The organism is Ensifer sp. ENS06 (genome assembly GCF_014852205.1).
GTDB classification, from domain to species: domain Bacteria; phylum Pseudomonadota; class Alphaproteobacteria; order Rhizobiales; family Rhizobiaceae; genus Ensifer; species Ensifer adhaerens.
The window spans coordinates 245971-263884 of sequence record NZ_JACVBC010000002.1; the positions used below are offsets into that span (position 1 = coordinate 245971).

Genomic DNA, 17914 nt, shown 5'->3' on the forward strand with positions numbered 1-17914 from the left:
GTCCGGTGCCAAACTTCGCACTCGTATCAGGCGAGCAAACGCGCTCGCCTTTTTTACCGACGGTATTCGTAACGATATAACATACAGGAACCAATCGATGGACAAGCTCCCTGTCACCGTTCTCTCCGGCTTTCTTGGCGCCGGCAAGACGACACTGCTCAACCACGTGCTTTCCAACCGCGACGGGCTGCGCGTCGCCGTCATCGTCAACGACATGAGTGAGGTCAACATCGATGCGGCACTGGTGCGTGATGGCGGTGCCGGTCTGTCGCGCACGGAAGAGCAACTGGTGGAAATGACCAATGGCTGCATCTGTTGCACGCTGCGCGACGATCTCCTGAAGGAAGTCCGCAACCTCGCCGAACAGAACCGCTTCGACTATCTGCTGATCGAATCGAGCGGCATTTCCGAGCCCCTGCCCGTCGCCACCACCTTCGATTTTCGCGACGAGGACGGTGAAAGCCTGGCCGATGTCGCGCGGCTCGACACGATGGTGACGGTGGTCGATGCCGCGAACCTGCTGGCCGACTATTCCTCGCTCGATTTCCTCGCCGACCGTGGCGAAACGGCGGGCGAAGGCGATACACGCACCCTCGTAGACCTCCTGGTCGAGCAGATCGAGTTCGCCGATGTGGTGGTCTTGAACAAGGTCTGCACTGCGACGCCCGAGCAGGTGGATGCCGCCCGCAAGATCATCGTCGGGCTCAATCCCGATGCGCGGCTGATCGAAACCGATTTCGGCAAGGTGAAACTGCGCGAGGTGCTTGGAACCGGCCGCTTCGATCTCGCCAAGGCCGAAGAACATCCGCTCTGGTACAAGGAACTTCACGGCTTCAAGGACCATATCCCGGAGACCGAGGAATACGGCATCCGCTCGTTCGTCTACCGCGCCCGCCGCCCGCTCGATCCCATGCGCTTCCAGGCCTTCCTCAACCGTTCCTGGCCGGGCGTGCTTCGCGCCAAGGGCTTCTTCTGGCTCGCCACCCGACCGCATTATGTCGGCGAGATCAGCCAGGCCGGCCCGCTTGTGCGGACCGGCAAGATGGGGCTCTGGTGGTCGGCCGTGCCTCAGGAGCAATGGCCGCGCGAACCAGGTTTCCTGAAGGCGGTCGGTCCCTACCTGGACCCGGTCTGGGGTGATCGTCGCCAGGAGATCGTCTTCATCGGCGCCGACCCGATGGACGAGGCGGAGCTTCGTGCCGAACTCGATGCCTGCCTGATCGCCGACGAGCGCTTTCGTCCGGAACGTTGGCGCGATCTTGCCGACCCCTTCGCCAGCTGGTCGCCACGGGCCGCCTGATGGCAGACGCCGCGCGCGTACCGCGCCGACCGCGCTTCACCTGCATGGCGCTCAACGCCGCCGGGCGGCCGGTGCCGATGTTCGATCCGTTTCTGGGAGATGAACCCGCAGATGGGGACGCGCCGGAAGCGGCAGGCGCTATCGAACTCCTGCTTTTTGGCGACCGGCAAAACCCACGCGCCGGTTACCGAAAAGGCGAAGGGGCGGCGTGAAAACGCCGCCCCTTCGCTGAACCCAGAGCGCCTTATCAGCGTGCTGCCGCCAGGCCGACAATGACGCCGGTGGCAAGGCTGATCAGCAGGAAGTCGTTGCCGGACCGTACCCATTGCTGGCCGCGCGGCGGTTGGCGAAGCTTGTAGTAACGGTAGTCGCGCACCTGCGCCATGTGGCGGCGCTCGGCCGGCGACAGGCGATGGCCGCGCGCCCAGCGCTCCTTCTTCTTGACGATCACCCGCTTTTCGATCGTGACGTGCTTGTCGACGTGACGATCCACGCGGCGGTCCATGTGACGATCGTAATCGCGATCGACGGATCGACGCGAACGATCATAGTTCTGCGCCACCTCGAAGGATCCTGCCGGCTGGGCAAGGGCTGCGACCGGCGTAATCAGAACGGAGCTGGCGACGAGCGCGATCAGGAGACGTTTCATTCGGGTGTCCTTTCTTTGTCTGCACCCGAAAATTAGACCCCGCTTCCTGAACCGAATATGAAACTCTACATTACAAATGCGTAATGATATCCATCACTTATTCCATAATTCTAATGTTTACGGATCAACTTGCCACAAGGCTGACGTAGCGGAAGCGGTCGAAATCGGCAGCCTTGCCCGCGCCTGAGGTGTCGAAGGCGTACATGCCGGCGAAGGCCCCGGTGAAGGATCCATGCTCGCCGCGGCCGCCCTCGTCTGAGACCACGCCCGCATCGAGAACCGGGCCGATCGGCTGCCAATCCACCGCTGCGGTCGCCCGCCAGAAGAACTGCAGGTCATTGTCGCGAACGTCCATGGCAAGGTCGATCGGACCATCGGGAATGGCGATGCCGCTGCCGACGGGGAACTGCAGCCGGCCGTGCGGAAAATCGCCGGGGCATGAGAGGATCGTCAGCGCCCGGCCCAACGTTTCGTGCCAGGTGATGCCGAGCGCATGGAACTTGTGGCGATTGTAGTAATGCGTCAAACCAGCAACCTGTTGGTAGGTGACGGCCGTGAAATCGACCGTCGTCTCGGCGCGGAAGGAATGATGCTCCTGCCGCCGCGCGACCAGCGCCTGCTCGAACCAGCTGCCGATGCTCTCTCTGCCGAACAGCCTGAGGTGGCCCGGCCGCCATTCGAGCGAGAAGATCCGCTCCGGTTCCGGCGTACGCAACCATTGGAACTCGACGGGCAATGCCTGGCCGTCGAAATGCGTTTCCGTAACCACCGGTGTCGCCACCCGCCCCGCCGGTCCCGGCGCCGGCACGAGCACCTCCGGAACCGGGCCGCCGTTTTCGAGATAGAGCCAGCCATCATCGCGCCAGACACATTTTTGCAGGGCCGTCTCGCGACCGAGCGTACAGCGGCGTCCCGGAGGCAGCGGTCGGCCGGTCAGATGCGTATGATAGGCCTGCCCATCTGGCGTCTCGACATATTGGCCGTGGCCCGCGCGCTGCAACGGCACTTCGGGGTGGTCCTTCGACGTGATCAGATAGATATCCGGATGCATCTCATAGGGGCCGTCGATCGCGCGTGAGCGGGCCATGGTGACGGCGTGATCGTAGCCGGTCCCGCCTTCCGCCGTCGTCAGATAATACCAGCCGTTTCGCTTGAACAGATGCGGCCCCTCGACGAGGCCGAGTGGTGAGCCGGCAAAGATGTTCTTCACTGGGCCGACGAGCCTGCGTGTCCGTTCGTCCCATTCCTGCAGCAGGATGCCGTCAAAGGCCGGATGTTTCGGCGAGCCGCCGAAGCTTTCGGTGCGGTGGTTCCACTGCATGTTGAGGAACCACTTGCGGCCGTCGTCATCATGGAAGAGCGACGGGTCGAAGCCAGAGGAATTGACGTAGACCGGATCCGACCAGGTCGCCTCGATCGCCTCAGCCGTGACGATGTAGTTGTGCGCGTCCTTGAAGTTGCCATCGAAGCGCTTGACGTCGGTGTAGACCAGCCAGAACAGGCCATCGTCATAGGAAAGACACGGCGCCCAGACGCCACAGCTATCCGGGTTGCCGCGCATGTCGAGCTGGCTTGCCCGCTCCAGCGGCCGGCGGACGAGTCGCCAGTTCACCAGATCCCGCGAATGGTGGATCTGCACACCCGGGTACCATTCGAAGGTGGAGGTCGCGATGTAGTAGTCGTCTCCGACACGGCAGATCGAAGGGTCCGGGTTGAAGCCCGGCAGAATGGGGTTTCGGATCATGGCAGTCATGGTTCAGGTGTCCTCCCTTGGCGGCGCCATCCGACCTCAAAAATCATACAAATTCAAGCCTGCAACGTTGCAGTAATTCGCGCGTCGTATCGCCTGTGACCGGCTTTCCACATCGATTCGCTCGGCGATGCGCACCTTAAGGCGGCTGACGATCGCCGTGCCTCGCCGTCTGCAACCGGATTGCACAAACAATGGGCAAAGCGCTGGATCACCCTATTCTACTTTAGTCGGAGGCGGCCGAACTACACGGGAAAATCGCGCCTCAGACTTGAACGTGCGCTTGAAATCGGCACTCTGGCTATGCTTGGCACAAGAACCATAAAAGCCATCGCGGGGAGGAAATCGATGAGAGCTTTGCTCGGCTTTAGCCGACTTATAGACACGATCACGGAATTTATCGGAAAGAGCGTTTCATGGCTGATCCTGGCCGCTGTTCTCGTCAGCGCCGGCAACGCAGTGATCCGCAAGATCTTCAACATGTCGTCGAATGCCTGGCTCGAGGCGCAATGGTATCTGTTCGGCGCCGCCTTCATGTTTGCGGCCGCCTATACGCTGAGCCAGAACGAGCACATCCGCATCGACGTGGTCTACGGTCAGTTCTCGCGCCGCGTGCAGCATTGGATCGACCTTCTTGGGCACCTCCTCTTCCTGATGCCCTTCGTGCTGCTCGTGCTCTATTACCTCTTCCCCTATGTGAAGATGTCCTACGTCTCGGGCGAGGTCTCATCGTCCGCCGGCGGCCTGATCATCTGGCCGGCCAAGGCCATCCTGCTCTTCGGCTTCCTGCTGCTGGCCTTCCAGGGCGTGTCGGAGATCATCAAGAAAATCGCGATCATGACCGGAAACATGGAAGACCCGACACCCTATGTGCCGACCCATGCGCCGCTTGACGATGTCGTGTCTCCGGAGACCCGTCCATGATCGAATTCATTGCTGAAAACCTGGCGCCGATCATGTTCGCGTCACTGATCGTGTTCCTGCTTTTGGGATACCCGGTCGCCTTCTCGCTCGCCGCCAACGGCCTGCTGTTCTTCATCATCGGCGTCGAGCTCGCGCCGCTGTCGGATTCGATCAACCTCTCCTGGCCCCTGCTCAACGCGCTGCCTGACCGGTTCTGGGGGGTGATGTCGAACGACACATTGCTCGCCATCCCCTTCTTTACCTTCATGGGGATCGTGCTCGAGAAATCGGGCATGGCGGAAGACCTGCTCGACACGATCGGCCAGCTCTTCGGCCCGATCCGCGGCGGTCTTGCCTATGCGGTCATCTTCGTCGGCGCGCTGCTTGCAGCCACGACAGGCGTCGTTGCCGCCTCGGTCATCGCCATGGGCCTGATCTCGCTGCCGATCATGTTGCGCTACGGCTATGACCGGAAGGTCGCCTCGGGCGTTATCGCGGCTTCCGGCACGCTCGCCCAGATCATCCCGCCGTCACTCGTGCTCATCGTTCTTGCCGACCAGCTCGGCCGTTCGGTCGGCGACATGTATGCCGGCGCGCTGATCCCGGGCCTGGTGCTGACCGGACTGTACATGGTCTACATCCTGATCATGACGATCCTGAAGCGTGATTCCATGCCGGCCCTGCCGCTGGAAGCCCGCACGCTGGGCTCCGGCGTTACCTCGCTGTTCATCGCGCTCGCGGTCGCAGCCGGCATTGCCTATGCCGCCCACGTCTATCTCTACCCGACCCAGGGCGAGAACGCCGACATCCTCGGCGGCACAGTGGGCGTTGCCTTCATCTATATCGTCGCCCTGCTCGACCGCGGCCTGAAGATCAATGCGATGTCGAGGCTTGCCCAGCAGGTCATCATCGTGCTGATCCCGCCGCTGGCGCTGATCTTCCTCGTCCTCGGCACCATCTTCCTCGGCATCGCAACGCCGACGGAAGGCGGCGCCATGGGTGCAGTCGGCGCGCTGATCATGGCGGCCGCCAAGGGTCGTCTCAATCTGGACGTCGTGCGCGGCGCACTGACGGCAACGACAAGGCTTTCCGCCTTTGTGCTGTTCATCCTGATCGGTGCGCGCGTCTTCTCGCTCACCTTCTACGGCGTCAACGGCCATATCTGGGTCGAGCACCTGCTGACGGCGATGCCGGGCGGCGAGACCGGTTTCCTGATTGCCGTCAACCTGCTCGTCTTCTTCCTGGCGTTCTTCCTCGATTTCTTCGAGCTCGCCTTCATCATCGTGCCGCTGCTTGCGCCCGCTGCCGACAAGCTTGGCATCGACCTCATCTGGTTCGGCGTGCTCCTCGGCATCAACATGCAGACGAGCTTCATGCACCCGCCCTTCGGCTTCGCGCTCTTTTACCTGCGCTCGGTCGCGGCCAAGGTGCCCTATCTCGACAAGATCACCGGCAAGTCGATCCAGCCCGTTACGACCGGCCAGATCTACTGGGGTGCCGTACCCTTCGTCGGTATCCAGATCGTGATGGTGGGCCTGACGATCATGTTCCCGCAGATGGTCATGCACTACAAGGGAACCGGAACGGGCGTCGATCCGAACACCATCAAGATCGAGGTGCCCGGCTTCGGCGCCGGCGGTGGCGGTCTCGGCCTGCCCGGCGGCCTGCAGCTTCCAGGCGGCAGCCCGCTCGACCAGAAGCCGGCCGATCAGGGTGGCGCCCAGCCGCAGACCGCTCCGTCGAACGACCTCAGCCAGCCTCCGTCGTTTGGCAGCCCGGGTGCCCAGCCACAGCCGGCCCCCTCAAACGACCTCAGCCAGCCGCCGTCGTTCAAGTAGGACCGCCGGCAGACAGAAAAGCAAAGGGCGGCCGATAAGCCGCCCTTTCCATTTCTACAATCGCTGAGACGACGACCGAACTCGTTCAATCCAGCCGCTTGGCCGGATTGTCGCGGTACCAGTCGACGATCATCGGCATCGCCTCCTCGAATGGACCGCCGACATAAACGTTGAGCAGCCCCATGCGCGCCTCGCTCTCGTTCTTGAAGTCATGCATCGTCCCGCGCGGGATGACGAACAGCGAGCCCTTCGGCTTCTGGTGCCAGATGTCGCCGACGAGCACGCTCGCCGTGCCCTCGATCACGTAGAAGATCTCGTCGTTGTCGTCGTGCTTGTGGGCGCCCGGTCCCTCGTGCCTGGCATCGAGCCACCATTCCGAGACCGAAAATCGACCAGCGGTTTCAGCGCCGTCGGCTTTGAAGACGGCCTGGATAGCGCCCATGTCGTAGCGGCGGCCCTCGTCGGGACCGAGCACGACCGATTGGCCTTCGCTTGGCATAGTTCTTCCTCCGTCCTGTTGAGGCAGCAACCCTACCACGAAATGCGTTCAGTACGGCGCGCAGCAATACGCCGTGCGCGCGGCAACGAAAAAGCCGCCCGCAACGGATATCGCGAACGGCTCGTTTCAATCGGCAATGAGGGAAAAGCTTAGAGCTTGCCGCCGCGCTGCTGGATCATCATGAAGGTGTCGTAATTGTATTCGGCGATCTGGGCGTTGAGGTAGTACTCGCCGCGGAAAGCCTTGATCGAGTCCCAGATCTTCTTGAAGGTCGGGTTCGAGGCTTCCATCTCCGCGTAGACCTCGTTGGCCTTGTCGAAGCAGGCTGACAGGATTTCGGCGCTGAACGGGCTGAGCTTGGCACCCGAAGCCACCAGGCGCTTGATCGCCGAGGGGTTCAGGTAATCGTACTTCTGCAGCATGTTCGCGTCAGTGGCGTGGCAGGCGGTGCGCAGCAGCGACTGGTAGTTCTTCGGCAGTCCTTCGAACGCCGCCTTGTTGAACATGGCGTGGACCGTCGGACCACCTTCCCACCAGCCGGGATAGTAGTAGTAGGGCGCAACCTTGTAGAAGCCAAGCTTCTCATCGTCATAGGGGCCGACCCATTCGGCAGCGTCGATGGTGCCCTTTTCCAGCGCCGGGTAGATGTCGCCGCCGGCGATCTGCTGCGGCACGACGCCGAGCTTCTCGACGACCTTGCCGGCGAAACCACCGATGCGCATCTTCAGGCCCTGCATGTCGGCGACCGTCTTGATTTCCTTGCGGAACCAGCCGCCCATCTGCACACCGGTGTTGCCGCCGGGGAAGCCGACGAGGCCTTGGGTGCCGAGGAACTCGTTGAAGAGGTCGATACCGCCGCCATGGTAGTGCCAGGCGTTCATCCCGCGCGCGTTGAGCGCGAAGGGAACGGCTGCACCGAGCGCCCAGGTTGGGTCCTTGCCCCAGTAATAGTATGCGACCGTGTGGCAGGCCTCGACCGTACCGGCAGCAGCCGCGTCAGCGGCCTGCAGGCCTGGAACGATTTCGCCGGCAGCGAAGACCTGGATCTGGAAAGCACCGTCGGTTGCCTCCGAGACGTATTTCGACAGCACTTCGCCGCCGCCATAGATCGTGTCGAGCGACTTCGGGAACGACGACGCCAGGCGCCAGTTCACCTTCGGGTTTGCCTGCGCGATGGCCGGTGTCGCAAGCGCGGCTGCACCTGCGGCCGCCAAGCCGCCGAGGCTTGCGTTTTTAATGAATGAACGGCGATCCATGGTTCCTCCCCTAGTTCTCGCCAAAGGGCGGGCGCAGCGCGCCTCTACCCATCAATCCACCCTGCCCCTTCCCGGACAAACGGTGGCTCTCCTCCTCGTTACCCGTCGAAAGCGACTGCGATCAGCACCGCAACCGGCAGGCATTGTCGCACCTTACAGAAACACCGGACCATGTCCAGAAGCCGCTTTCCGGCGTTTATTCGACTTTTGTCTAATACGCCGGAAAGCGATGTGCTTTGCCTAAAATGCAGGCAAATCAATATTTTCGGTCGAACTCAGAGCTCGGCCGACTTGGCCCAGAGGTTGATGTCCGCCTCGCGCGCATAGAGATCGATCTCGGCCAGTTCGTCGGCCGTGAACGTGTCGTTTTCGAGCGCCTTGACGCAATCGACGATCTGCTCGGAGCGGCTGGCGCCGATCAGTGCCGAGGTGATCCGGCCGTTGCGAAGCACCCAGGCAAGCGCCATCTGCGCCAGCGTCTGGCCGCGCTTTTCGGCGATACCGTTCAGCTTGCGGATGTTGTCGATGATCTCGGGGCGGATGAAGTCCTTCTTCAGGAAGTGGTTCTGCGCCGCGCGGCTATCAGACGGGATGCCGCCAAGATACTTCGTCGTCAGCATGCCCTGGGCGAGCGGCGAGAAAACGATCGAGCCGATGCCGAGATCTTCGAGCGTATGGATCAGCCCATCGTCCTCGATCCAGCGGTTGAGCATGGAGTAGCTCGGCTGGTGGATGAGGCAAGGCGTGCCGAGATCCTTAAGGATCGCGGCGGCTTCGCGGGTGCGCTGCGAGTTGTAGGAGGAAATCCCCACATAGAGCGCCCGGCCCGAACGCACGATATGGTCGAGCGCACCGCAGGTTTCTTCGAGCGGCGTCTCAGGGTCGAAACGGTGCGAATAGAAGATGTCGACATAGTCGAGGCCCATGCGCTTCAGGCTCTGGTCGCAGGATGCGATCATGTATTTGCGGCTGCCCCATTCGCCGTAAGGGCCGGCCCACATGTCGTAGCCAGCCTTGGACGAGATGATCAGTTCGTCGCGCAAGTGCGCGAAGTCCGTGCGCATGATTTCGCCGAAGGCAGTCTCGGCCGAGCCCGGAGGCGGGCCGTAATTGTTGGCGAGGTCGAAATGGGTGATGCCTAGATCGAACGCCGTGCGGCACATGTCGACCTTGCGGTCATGCGGTGTGTCGCCACCGAAATTGTGCCAAAGCCCCAGCGAGATCGCCGGCAGCTTCAGGCCGGAACGGCCGAGACGGTTATATTTCATGGTGTCGTAGCGGTTTTCCGCCGGTAGCCAGGTCATCGCACAATCCTCCGCGATCGATCTCCGGATGGCGAACTCGTCCGCCACCCTCAAAAATGAAACGGTTTCCGTAGCGGTTGGCCGCTACGGAAACCTCAGTTCACAAAGGTCTAAACCTCTCCGGTGTCGCTATGAAGCGGCAGCGACGCGATTTCCCGACATTTCTTCTTCGGTCTCGCGCAAGAGTGCCCGAGCTTCCTCGATGCCGAGGGCGGCCGGCTGGGTGCAAGTGGTGGAGAGTTCGACGAAACGTCCCTCCTCGCCAGATTTCAGGATCGACACCATGACGTCGACGCCGTGCAGCGCGCGGTCGAGCGAGCAGCGGGCATCGCGGCCTTCGAGGATGGCGAGCGCCATGTCGGCAAGGCCGGCGGTGCGGTAATTCGCCATCGGCCCCTGCGGATGCTCCTGGTTGGCAACACCGAAAGGATGATCCCAGGGCTCCAGCGGCTCGATTTTCTTGTCGCGGCCGCTTGCTTCCACCGTGCCGCCGAAGAAGTTCGGGTCGGGCACGTAGAGCGAGCCTTCGGTGCCGTAAAGCTCCATGTTGGCATGGCGGTGCGACCAGACATCCCAGCTGGCCGACAGCGTGATCGTCGCGCCGTTCTCAAATTCGAGCAGCGCGTGGATGTTGGTGGGCGTCCTGACCGGGATCACCTCGCCCTTGCGCGGTTCGCTGGTGATCGTGCGGGTCGGGTTGGCCATGGTGGCGAGCGCCGCCACGCGCTTCACCGGACCGATCAGGTTGATCAGGTTGGCGATGTAGTAGGGACCGAGATCGAGGATCGGGCCGCCGCCGGGCAGGAAGAAGAAGTCCGGGTTCGGATGCCACATCTCCATGCCCGGGCTCATGACGTGGCAGGTGCCCGAGGTCACCCGGCCGATCTTGCCCGCGTCAACATAGCTACGGGCAAGCTGATGCGCGCCGCCGAGGAAGGTGTCCGGCGCGCAGCCGACGGAAAGGCCCTTCGCCTTGGCGATCGCCCTCAACTCCTCGCCCTGCTCCAGGGAGAGCACCAGCGGCTTTTCCGAATAGACGTGTTTGCCGGCTTCGAGGATTGCCTTGGAGACCGGATAGTGCGCGTCCGGAATGGTCAGGTTGACGACGATGTCGACATCGGGATTGGCGAGCAGCGCCTCGATGCTCTCAGCTTTAACGCCGTATTCGGCCGCCCGCGCCTCGGCTGCCGCCGGATTGATGTCGGCGCAGGCGACAACCTTGATGCCCCGGAAAAGCGGGGCAAGCTTGAAGTAGGTGGTGGAGATGTTGCCGCATCCGATGATGCCGACGCCAAGTTCCTTGGTCATGGATAAACCTGCTTCTCAATAGGATTGGATGGAGGCGAGCGAACGCTTGGCGAAGCGCTTGAAATCGCTCGGGTTGTCGTGCTCGGCGATGAAGTAGCGGGCCTTCGTGCCGGAAAGTGCCGCAAACAGGCCTTTCCAGTCGACCGTGCCCTCGCCGACATCGGCCCAGCCGTCCTCGTCCTTCTTCTCGCCTGTCGGCGCGATGTCCTTCACATGCACGGCGGTGATGCGGTCGCCATACTTCTTGATCCAGGCGATCGGATCGGCGCCGCCGCGGATGATCCAGGCGATATCGGCCTCCCAGGAGAGATCCGGTCCGCCCGCAAAGATCAGGTCCTGCGGAATACTGCCATCCGGAAGGGCCGCGAACTCGAAGTCGTGGTTGTGCCAGCCGAAGATCAGCCCGGCATCACGATAGGGCTTGCCGGCCTTCTGCAGCCGCTCGCCGAAGGCGCGCCAGCCGGCGGCATCGGTCGGGCGCTGGTCGGGCATCAGGTAGGGGCAATAGATCGCCTTGATGCCGAGCGCCTTGGCGATTTCGAGCACGCGCGCCGGATCGCTTTCGAGCATGTCCAGGCCAAAGTGCGCGGTCGGCATGGCGAGACCATTGTCGTCGAGACCTTCCTTGAAGCTGGCGATCTCGGCGTCGCTGAGCGCTGCGTAAAGCGCGCCGTAACCTTCGACCTGGCTGTAGCCGGCGTCGCCGAGTGCTTTCAGCACATTGGCGAAAGGCGGGAAATTGCGAGCGCTATAAAGCTGGAAACTGACGTCCTTCATGAAATCCTCCTCGATTTCGTCCTGAGGGTCTTGGGATAGTGGGATCTTGGGGTTGTTGGGGTCTCGGTATCACCTGAGCCAGGTATCGTAGTCCGACACCAAGAGGTGGGCGGGGCCTGCGTCCTCCTCGATCGCCGAGAAGCGACCGACCGGCTCGCGGAAATAGTTGTCGGTGAGATCGTCGTTGACGGTCGATACTTCGCCCATCAGCACGTCGGCGCCCTCGGCCCAGAAGGCGTGCCAGTTGCCAGGGAGAAGCGTGACGCTTTCACCGGCCTTGAGCTTCAGCAGGCCGCCAGCTTTCAGCGTGCGCAGCCGTGCATCGGTCGCCACAACGACGTCGCTCTCCTCGTCAACCGAGCCGTCCGGTTTGGAATTGTACATCTGCAGCACCAGCGAACCGCCGCCACGGTTGATGATGTCCTCGGTCTTGACCGCGTGACGGTGCAGCGGGTTGACCTGGTCCTTGGCGGTGATCATCAGCTTCTCGGCGTAAACCATGCCTTGCCCGGTCTTCAGATTGGCGGCATTGCCGTTGCGCAGCGTGAAGAGCACCAGCCCGAACTCGTCGAAGCGGCCCTTGCCATAGTCGGTAATGTCCCAGCCGAGCCGGGCATCAAAGATCGTCGGACTGTCGGAAGCGACGCGCGCCTTCAGTTGCTCCGGCGACCAGTAGGCAAAGGGTGGCAGGGTGAAGCCGAAGCTCTTCATGAAGGCATCGCTCTCGGCGATGATGTCGTTGACGTGGCTGCGTTTCATGGCGGTCAACCCTTTCCCTGGCAGGATTCGAGATCGAAGGCGGAAAAGCGCGGCAGCTCACCTGCGTCAAACAGCACCTTCGGGGTGAAACGGATGACCTTCGTCTCGCCGGCCAAGAGGTCGAAGGCGTTGTCGGAATAGCGCCCGGCGACATCCGCCTCGATCATCACATGCAGCGCCAAGCCGCTCGCCTTGACCGTGACGTCGAAGGCGCCTTCGCCTGCGGGCGCGACATCGAGTGTCAGGCCGGACGGCTTGAGGTCGAGCGCCTTATAGGTGCCGTTGACGTGGTGCCCCTCACCGCGCATGCCGTTCGATGCCTCGAACGACCAGAACAGCAGGTCGCCTTCCGGAATGTCGAAAGCCGCGATCGTCGCCAGCGTTGCTGCCCGGTCCGGGCTGCAGGTACCGGCGACCGCCGCGAGCGGCGTGCGCTGGCCATCGAGCGAAACCAGGAAGGTTTGCAGCTCGACGGTCACCGGCTCTGCCGTATCGTTGACCATCGAGAACGCGATTTCCTTTCCATCTGCCGATGGGATCGCTGCGACCGAGACCGGCTGGAAGAAGCGACGGACCATGTAGTGCATCGCCTTCCAGCTGCCGCCATAGTCGAGGCTCGACCAGGAGGCGACCGGCCAAGTGTCGTTGAGCTGCCAGTAGAGCGTGCCCATGCAATGGGGCTTCAGCGAGCGCCAGTAGTCGACGGCCGTGCGGATCGCCAGCCCCTGCTGCACCTGGCTGAGATAGACGAAAGCCGGAAAATCCTTGGGGAAACGGAAGTAGCGGAACATCGTGCCGGCGATGCGCTCGTTGCCGCCGACATTCTTCTGGTGGCTCTCGATCACGGGCGACGCGATATTGAGGTCCTTCTCGGCCGCAAACTGCCGGATGACCGGCATCGACGTATAGGACTGGAAGCCGAACTCCGAGCAGAAGCGCGGCCGCACGGTGCGGTAATTGTCGAATGACTTGTTTTCGTGCCAAACCGACCAATAGTGCATGTCCCCGGAACCATCGGCATGCCAGGCGTCGCCGAAGTCGAGATATCCCGACGCCGGACTCGACGGCCACCAGATCGCTTCGGACAGCGCCGCCTTCAGCGCCACCTCGATGGTGCGGTTCAGCCGGTCATAGGAGACGAGATAACGGTCGCGATCCTTGCGCGGCTCTTCGAACCAGGTGAGCGCGCCGACGAGCTCGTTGTCGCCACACCAGACCGCGATCGACGGATGCGACGACAGGCGCTTGGCCTGGTAGTCCACCTCGGCTGCGACATTCTCCAGGAAATCCGGCGTCGAAGGATAGAGGTTGCAGGCGAACATGAAGTCCTGCCAGACCATGAGGCCCAGCCGGTCGCACAGATCGTAGAACCAGTCCGGCTCGTAGAAGCCGCCGCCCCAGACGCGGATCATGTTCATGTTGGCATCGACAGCCGAGGTCAAAAGGTCTTCGACGCCTTCGCGGGTCACCCGCGACGCCAGCGCATCGGCCGGGATCCAGTTGGCGCCCTTGCAGAAGATCTCGCGCCCGTTGACGCGGAAGGCGAAGCGGCTGCCGGCCTCGTCCTTGTCGGTCAGAAGCTCGACGGTGCGGAAACCGATCTGACGCGTCACCTGCTCCTGCGGCACCTCGACGGTCAGCCGCGACAGGTCCTGCTCGCCGCTTCCAGCCGGCCACCAGCGCTTGGGCTCGCTCACGGAGAAGACATGGGTGATGCGGGTCTCGCCCTTGCCGACGGCGCAATCGAGCCGTTCGCGGTCCTCGTCGAGCGAGAAGTGCACCGGCACAATGCCCGGCCCATCGGCAAAGAGCGTCAGCGTCACCACCAGATCGACGCTGCCATCCTCCAGCCAGACCTGCTTGCTCGTCACATGCTCGATGCGCGCGATCTCCAGCCGGCAAAGGGCGATCTCTCCGTAGACGCCGAGCGGCGCGATCGCGAGGTTCCAGTCCCAGCCGAAATGGCACTGGGGTTTGCGCAGCATATTGCCGTTGGCGATCGGTGAATTGCCAGGGTGATAGGGCACGTAGAAGGGCTGCTCCGCCTGCCGCCGCGCGCCTTCGGCAATCGAGGAATGCAACACGATGCGGATGCGGTTCTCGCCTGCAACCAGCGTCTTCGAGACATCCGGGCGATAGCGGCGGAAGCAATTCTCCGCTTCAAGCACCAGCTTGTCATTGACGAACACCGAGGCAACCGTGTCGAGGTATTCAAGGTCGAGATACCAGTAGCCGGCAATGTCGTCGGCACCGACCGTGACCGTGCGCTCGATCACCCAGTCCTTGTGCGCCACCCACTGCACGTCGTTCTCGTTGCGCCCCACATACGGGTCGTCGATCACGCCGGCCTTCAGCAGCGCCGAATGCACATCGCCCGGCAACTCCATTGCCAGCGCATGGCTATTGTCGACGGAAGAAAATTGCCAATCCCCTGAGAGATCGAGACGAATGGCGGTGCGGGTGAAATCCTCAGAGAGCATGCACATGGTTCCATAGATCGACCGGCCACGCCGGCACAGTCATTGCTGGGAGGCGCCGGGCAGAGGTGGCCGCCCGGCATCTCCTTATTTCAGAGTCGGTTCTCGCTTGTCGCATCGAAGATCGAGGCGACGCCCATGTCGAAGGAGAGCGTGACCGCCGTGCCCGGCGCATAGCGCCGCTGGCCGGCGATACGAACCGACATCGACTGTCCGGCAAGCTTCAGCCACAGCAGATTGTCGGCGCCCATCGGCTCCTCGATATCGACGACCGCCCGGTGCGAGGCCGGCGCGCCACTTGCCGCTTCGTCGACGCGCACATGCTCGGGCCTCAAGCCCAGCACCACCTTCTGGCCATGCACGAAGGGCGCGCGCGACGGATAGGCCGACACGTCGAAATCGACGCCGTTGGCGTGGACGTAGGCGCGCTGGTCGCGCAGCTGCAGTTCGCCGCGAAAGAAGTTCATCGACGGCGAACCGATGAAGCCGGCGACGAACAGGTTTTCCGGCGCGTTGTAGATCGTCATCGGATCGGCAAGCTGCTGGATCACGCCGCTCTTCATGACCGCGATGCGGTCGGCAAGCGTCAAGGCCTCGATCTGGTCGTGGGTGACGTAGATCATCGTGTTCTTCAGCGACTGGTGCAGCCGCTTGATCTCGACGCGCAGCTCCGAGCGCAGCTTGGCGTCGAGGTTGGAGAGCGGCTCGTCGAACAGGAACACGTCGACATCGCGCACCAGCGCCCGGCCGATCGCCACACGCTGGCGCTGGCCGCCCGAGAGTTCCGAAGGCTTGCGCTTCAAGAGCGGCTGGATCTGCAGGATCTCGGCGGCGCGGCTGACGCGCTTGTCGATCTCCTCTTTCGGCACCTTGGCGACCTGGAGGCCGAAGGAGAGGTTCTTCTCCACCGACATCTGCGGATAGAGCGCGTAGGACTGGAACACCATGCCGATGCCGCGGTCCTTGGGCTCCTCCCAGGTGACGTTCTTGTTCTTGATGAAGATCTGCCCGTCGCTGACATCGAGCAGCCCGGCGATGCAGTTCAGCAAGGTCGACTTGCCGCAGCCGGACGAGCCGAGCAGCACCAGGAACTCGCCGTCCTTGATGTCGAGGTTAAGCGTGTCGAGCACAGTGACGGCACCGAAGCTCAACGACAGGTCTTTGACCGATACGCTGACGTTTTGCATGTTGTTACCCTTTCACTGCGCCGGCGGCGATGCCGCGGACAAAAAGCCGTCCGGAAACGAAGTAGACGAAGAGCGGAACCGCCCCGGTCAGGATCGTCGCCGCCATGTTGACGTTGTATTCCTTCACGCCCTGGACCGAATTGACGATGTTGTTGAGCTGAACCGTCATCGGGTAGTATTCCGGCCGGGTGAACACGACGCCGAACAGGAAGTCGTTCCAGATCCCGGTGACCTGCAGGATCATCGCCACGACGAAGATCGGCAGCGACATCGGCAGCATGATCTTGAAGTAGATCGTCCAGAAGCCGGCGCCATCGACGCGCGCGGCCTTGAACAGTTCCTCCGGCAGGCCGGCGAAATAGTTGCGGAAGAGCAGCGTCAGGATCGGCATGCCGAAGATGGTGTGCACGAGGATGAGGCCGGTGAGCGTGCCGTAGATGCCCATTTCCCGCAGTACGATGACGATCGGATAGATCATCACCTGATAGGGAATGAAGGCGCCGACGATCAGGATGGTGAAGAACAGCTCCGCCCCCTTGAAGCGCCAGTTGGCGAGCGCATAACCGTTGACCGAGGCGATCGCGATCGAGACGATCGTCGAAGGAACGGTGATGCGCACCGAGTTCCAAAAGCCGCGCGAAAGGCCGTCGCAGTTGAGCCCCGTGCAGGCGCTCGCCCAGGCCTTTGCCCAAGGCTCGAAGGTGATTTCAACCGGCGGGGCAAAGATGTTGCCGAGCCGGATTTCCGGCATGCCCTTGAGCGAAGTCATGACCATCACGTAGAGCGGCAGCAGGTAGTACAGCGCCACGACGATCAGCGTGCCGTAGATCATGATGTTGCGGCCAGACAACGCCCGGCGGGGCTTGGCGCCGCGGGGGCCGGCGACGACCCGGTTTGTCTGCGCCTGCAGTGCGGCCTCTTCAGTCACCGAATTGAAAGCAACGATATCAGACACGCTTGCGCCCTCCCCCGAATTCCAGATAGGCCCAAGGCACGATGATGATGGCGACGGTGATGAGCATCATCGTCGAGGCGGCAAAGCCCTGACCGAGGTTCTGCGCCTGGAACATGTAGTCGTAGACATACTTTGCAGGCACTTCCGACGCGATGCCGGGACCGCCGCTCGTCTGCGCCACCACCAGGTCGTAAACCTTGACGATGCCGCTGGCGATGATCACCAGCGTGGTGATGAAGACGCCGCGCATCATCGGAATGACGACGAAGATGTAGGTCTTCCACATGGGTATGCCGTCGACGCGCGCGGCCTTCCAGATGTCCTCGTCGATGCCGCGAAGACCTGCGAGCATCAGGCACATGACGAGCCCGGTGCCCTGCCAGAGGGCTGCGATCAGGATGCCGTAGATGACGATGTCGGCATTATAGAGCGGGTCGAAGGTGAAGCTTTCCCAGCCGAGCGAGCGCACCACCGACTGGATGCCGAATTCCGGATTGAGCAGCCATTGCCAGACCAGGCCCGTCACGATGAAGGACAGGGCGAAGGGATAGAGCATGATGGTGCGGAAGGTATTTTCGAAGCGGATCTTCTGGTCCATCAATGCGGCCAGCACGAAGCCGATCAGCAGGCTGAAGATCAGCGAGAAGATGCCGTAGATTGCCAGATTCTGCACCGAAATCAGCCAGCGCGGCGCCGCCCAGAGGCGCTCGTACTGATCGAGGCCGACGAATGAGAGCCGCGGCAACAGCTTGGAATTGGTGAAGGAATAGACGACCGTCCAGATCGTGCCGCCGAGGAAGATCACCACGGCCGTCAGAATCATCGGGACGGAGGCAATCTTCGCGTTCAGGTTCCGCAGCCACTGGTTCGGTCGGCCCGGACCTTGTGTGTAACCCGCCATGTTTCGTTCCTCCGGAACTGCATTGGGTTTCGGACGATGGGCAGCCCCGCG

Annotated in this window: 16 protein-coding genes; 4 read left to right on the forward strand and 12 right to left on the reverse strand. The window is 62.3% G+C overall.

Features of this window, described 5'->3' with window-relative positions; genetic code table 11:
- Positions 1-97: 97 nt before the first annotated feature.
- On the forward strand, positions 98-1300 hold the full coding sequence (locus tag IB279_RS10285; RefSeq protein WP_112770907.1) for a GTP-binding protein: 1203 nt from the start codon (positions 98-100) through the stop codon (positions 1298-1300).
- Positions 1300-1512, forward strand: a complete 213-nt coding sequence (locus tag IB279_RS10290) for a hypothetical protein (RefSeq protein ID WP_060600944.1) — start codon at positions 1300-1302, stop codon at positions 1510-1512. The genes IB279_RS10285 and IB279_RS10290 overlap by 1 nt, the downstream gene beginning before the upstream one ends.
- 35 nt (positions 1513-1547) lie before the next feature.
- On the opposite strand, the gene IB279_RS10295 is transcribed toward IB279_RS10290, so the two are convergent.
- Complete coding sequence (locus tag IB279_RS10295) at positions 1548-1949, reverse strand: RcnB family protein (protein WP_089044173.1); 402 nt, start codon at positions 1947-1949, stop codon at positions 1548-1550.
- A 124-nt stretch (positions 1950-2073) separates the two neighbouring features.
- Complete coding sequence (locus IB279_RS10300; protein ID WP_192339185.1) at positions 2074-3702, reverse strand: glycoside hydrolase family 43 protein; 1629 nt, start codon at positions 3700-3702, stop codon at positions 2074-2076.
- Positions 3703-4047: 345 nt separating this feature from the next.
- On the opposite strand from IB279_RS10300, the gene IB279_RS10305 reads away from it, so the two are divergent.
- Positions 4048-4623 carry a TRAP transporter small permease subunit gene (locus IB279_RS10305; RefSeq protein ID WP_034788445.1) on the forward strand — a complete coding sequence of 192 codons (576 nt, stop codon included), beginning with the start codon at positions 4048-4050 and terminating at the stop codon, positions 4621-4623.
- A complete protein-coding gene (locus tag IB279_RS10310; protein ID WP_034788443.1) occupies positions 4620-6440 on the forward strand; it encodes a TRAP transporter large permease subunit in 1821 nt (606 codons plus the stop codon). The genes IB279_RS10305 and IB279_RS10310 overlap by 4 nt, the downstream gene beginning before the upstream one ends.
- A gap of 85 nt (positions 6441-6525) precedes the next feature.
- Here IB279_RS10310 and IB279_RS10315 read toward each other — a convergent pair whose 3' ends face one another.
- From IB279_RS10315 to IB279_RS10360, 10 genes are all read right to left on the reverse strand, one after another.
- The gene (locus tag IB279_RS10315) at positions 6526-6939 is read right to left on the reverse strand and encodes a cupin domain-containing protein (protein ID WP_090293957.1); all 414 of its coding nucleotides are present in this window, start codon (positions 6937-6939) and stop codon (positions 6526-6528) included.
- 149 nt (positions 6940-7088) lie between these two features.
- A complete protein-coding gene (locus tag IB279_RS10320; RefSeq protein ID WP_034788435.1) occupies positions 7089-8195 on the reverse strand; it encodes a TRAP transporter substrate-binding protein in 1107 nt (368 codons plus the stop codon).
- Between the two features lie 275 nt (positions 8196-8470).
- The gene (mgrA, locus tag IB279_RS10325) at positions 8471-9499 is read right to left on the reverse strand and encodes an L-glyceraldehyde 3-phosphate reductase (RefSeq protein WP_034788432.1); all 1029 of its coding nucleotides are present in this window, start codon (positions 9497-9499) and stop codon (positions 8471-8473) included.
- Positions 9500-9628: 129 nt separating this feature from the next.
- Entirely contained in the window at positions 9629-10807 is a 1179-nt protein-coding gene (locus IB279_RS10330) for a Gfo/Idh/MocA family protein (protein WP_112770909.1), read from the reverse strand.
- 15 nt (positions 10808-10822) lie between these two features.
- Positions 10823-11584, reverse strand: coding sequence for a sugar phosphate isomerase/epimerase (locus IB279_RS10335; protein ID WP_034788429.1), 762 nt, complete (start codon positions 11582-11584; stop codon positions 10823-10825).
- Between the two features lie 69 nt (positions 11585-11653).
- The gene (locus tag IB279_RS10340; RefSeq protein WP_112770910.1) at positions 11654-12343 is read right to left on the reverse strand and encodes a D-lyxose/D-mannose family sugar isomerase; all 690 of its coding nucleotides are present in this window, start codon (positions 12341-12343) and stop codon (positions 11654-11656) included.
- 5 nt (positions 12344-12348) lie between these two features.
- Positions 12349-14823: a glycoside hydrolase family 2 protein gene (locus tag IB279_RS10345; protein ID WP_112770911.1), complete on the reverse strand. Its 2475-nt coding sequence runs from the start codon at positions 14821-14823 to the stop codon at positions 12349-12351.
- Positions 14824-14912: 89 nt separating this feature from the next.
- Positions 14913-16007 carry an ABC transporter ATP-binding protein gene (locus IB279_RS10350; protein WP_034788421.1) on the reverse strand — a complete coding sequence of 365 codons (1095 nt, stop codon included), beginning with the start codon at positions 16005-16007 and terminating at the stop codon, positions 14913-14915.
- A gap of 4 nt (positions 16008-16011) precedes the next feature.
- Positions 16012-16839 carry a carbohydrate ABC transporter permease gene (locus IB279_RS10355; protein ID WP_370689664.1) on the reverse strand — a complete coding sequence of 276 codons (828 nt, stop codon included), beginning with the start codon at positions 16837-16839 and terminating at the stop codon, positions 16012-16014.
- 115 nt (positions 16840-16954) lie between these two features.
- Complete coding sequence (locus IB279_RS10360; protein WP_192339186.1) at positions 16955-17863, reverse strand: carbohydrate ABC transporter permease; 909 nt, start codon at positions 17861-17863, stop codon at positions 16955-16957.
- Positions 17864-17914 lie beyond the last annotated feature (51 nt).

Excerpts from the sequence above, each read along its gene's own strand:
- IB279_RS10285 (WP_112770907.1), top strand. The coding sequence starts at position 98 with ATGGACAAGCTCCCTGTCACCGTTCTCTCCGGCTTTCTTGGCGCCGGC.
- IB279_RS10310 (WP_034788443.1), top strand. The coding sequence starts at position 4,620 with ATGATCGAATTCATTGCTGAAAACCTGGCGCCGATCATGTTCGCGTCA.
- IB279_RS10320 (WP_034788435.1), bottom strand. The coding sequence starts at position 8,195 with ATGGATCGCCGTTCATTCATTAAAAACGCAAGCCTCGGCGGCTTGGCG.
- IB279_RS10315 (WP_090293957.1), bottom strand. The coding sequence starts at position 6,939 with ATGCCAAGCGAAGGCCAATCGGTCGTGCTCGGTCCCGACGAGGGCCGC.
- IB279_RS10350 (WP_034788421.1), bottom strand. The coding sequence starts at position 16,007 with ATGCAAAACGTCAGCGTATCGGTCAAAGACCTGTCGTTGAGCTTCGGT.
- mgrA (WP_034788432.1), bottom strand. The coding sequence starts at position 9,499 with ATGACCTGGCTACCGGCGGAAAACCGCTACGACACCATGAAATATAAC.
- IB279_RS10355 (WP_370689664.1), bottom strand. The coding sequence starts at position 16,839 with ATGATCTACGGCACGCTGATCGTCGTGGCGCTGTACTACCTGCTGCCG.
- IB279_RS10340 (WP_112770910.1), bottom strand. The coding sequence starts at position 12,343 with ATGAAACGCAGCCACGTCAACGACATCATCGCCGAGAGCGATGCCTTC.
- IB279_RS10290 (WP_060600944.1), top strand. The coding sequence starts at position 1,300 with ATGGCAGACGCCGCGCGCGTACCGCGCCGACCGCGCTTCACCTGCATG.
- IB279_RS10295 (WP_089044173.1), bottom strand. The coding sequence starts at position 1,949 with ATGAAACGTCTCCTGATCGCGCTCGTCGCCAGCTCCGTTCTGATTACG.
- IB279_RS10300 (WP_192339185.1), bottom strand. The coding sequence starts at position 3,702 with ATGACTGCCATGATCCGAAACCCCATTCTGCCGGGCTTCAACCCGGAC.
- IB279_RS10305 (WP_034788445.1), top strand. The coding sequence starts at position 4,048 with ATGAGAGCTTTGCTCGGCTTTAGCCGACTTATAGACACGATCACGGAA.
- IB279_RS10360 (WP_192339186.1), bottom strand. The coding sequence starts at position 17,863 with ATGGCGGGTTACACACAAGGTCCGGGCCGACCGAACCAGTGGCTGCGG.
- IB279_RS10345 (WP_112770911.1), bottom strand. The coding sequence starts at position 14,823 with ATGCTCTCTGAGGATTTCACCCGCACCGCCATTCGTCTCGATCTCTCA.
- IB279_RS10335 (WP_034788429.1), bottom strand. The coding sequence starts at position 11,584 with ATGAAGGACGTCAGTTTCCAGCTTTATAGCGCTCGCAATTTCCCGCCT.
- IB279_RS10330 (WP_112770909.1), bottom strand. The coding sequence starts at position 10,807 with ATGACCAAGGAACTTGGCGTCGGCATCATCGGATGCGGCAACATCTCC.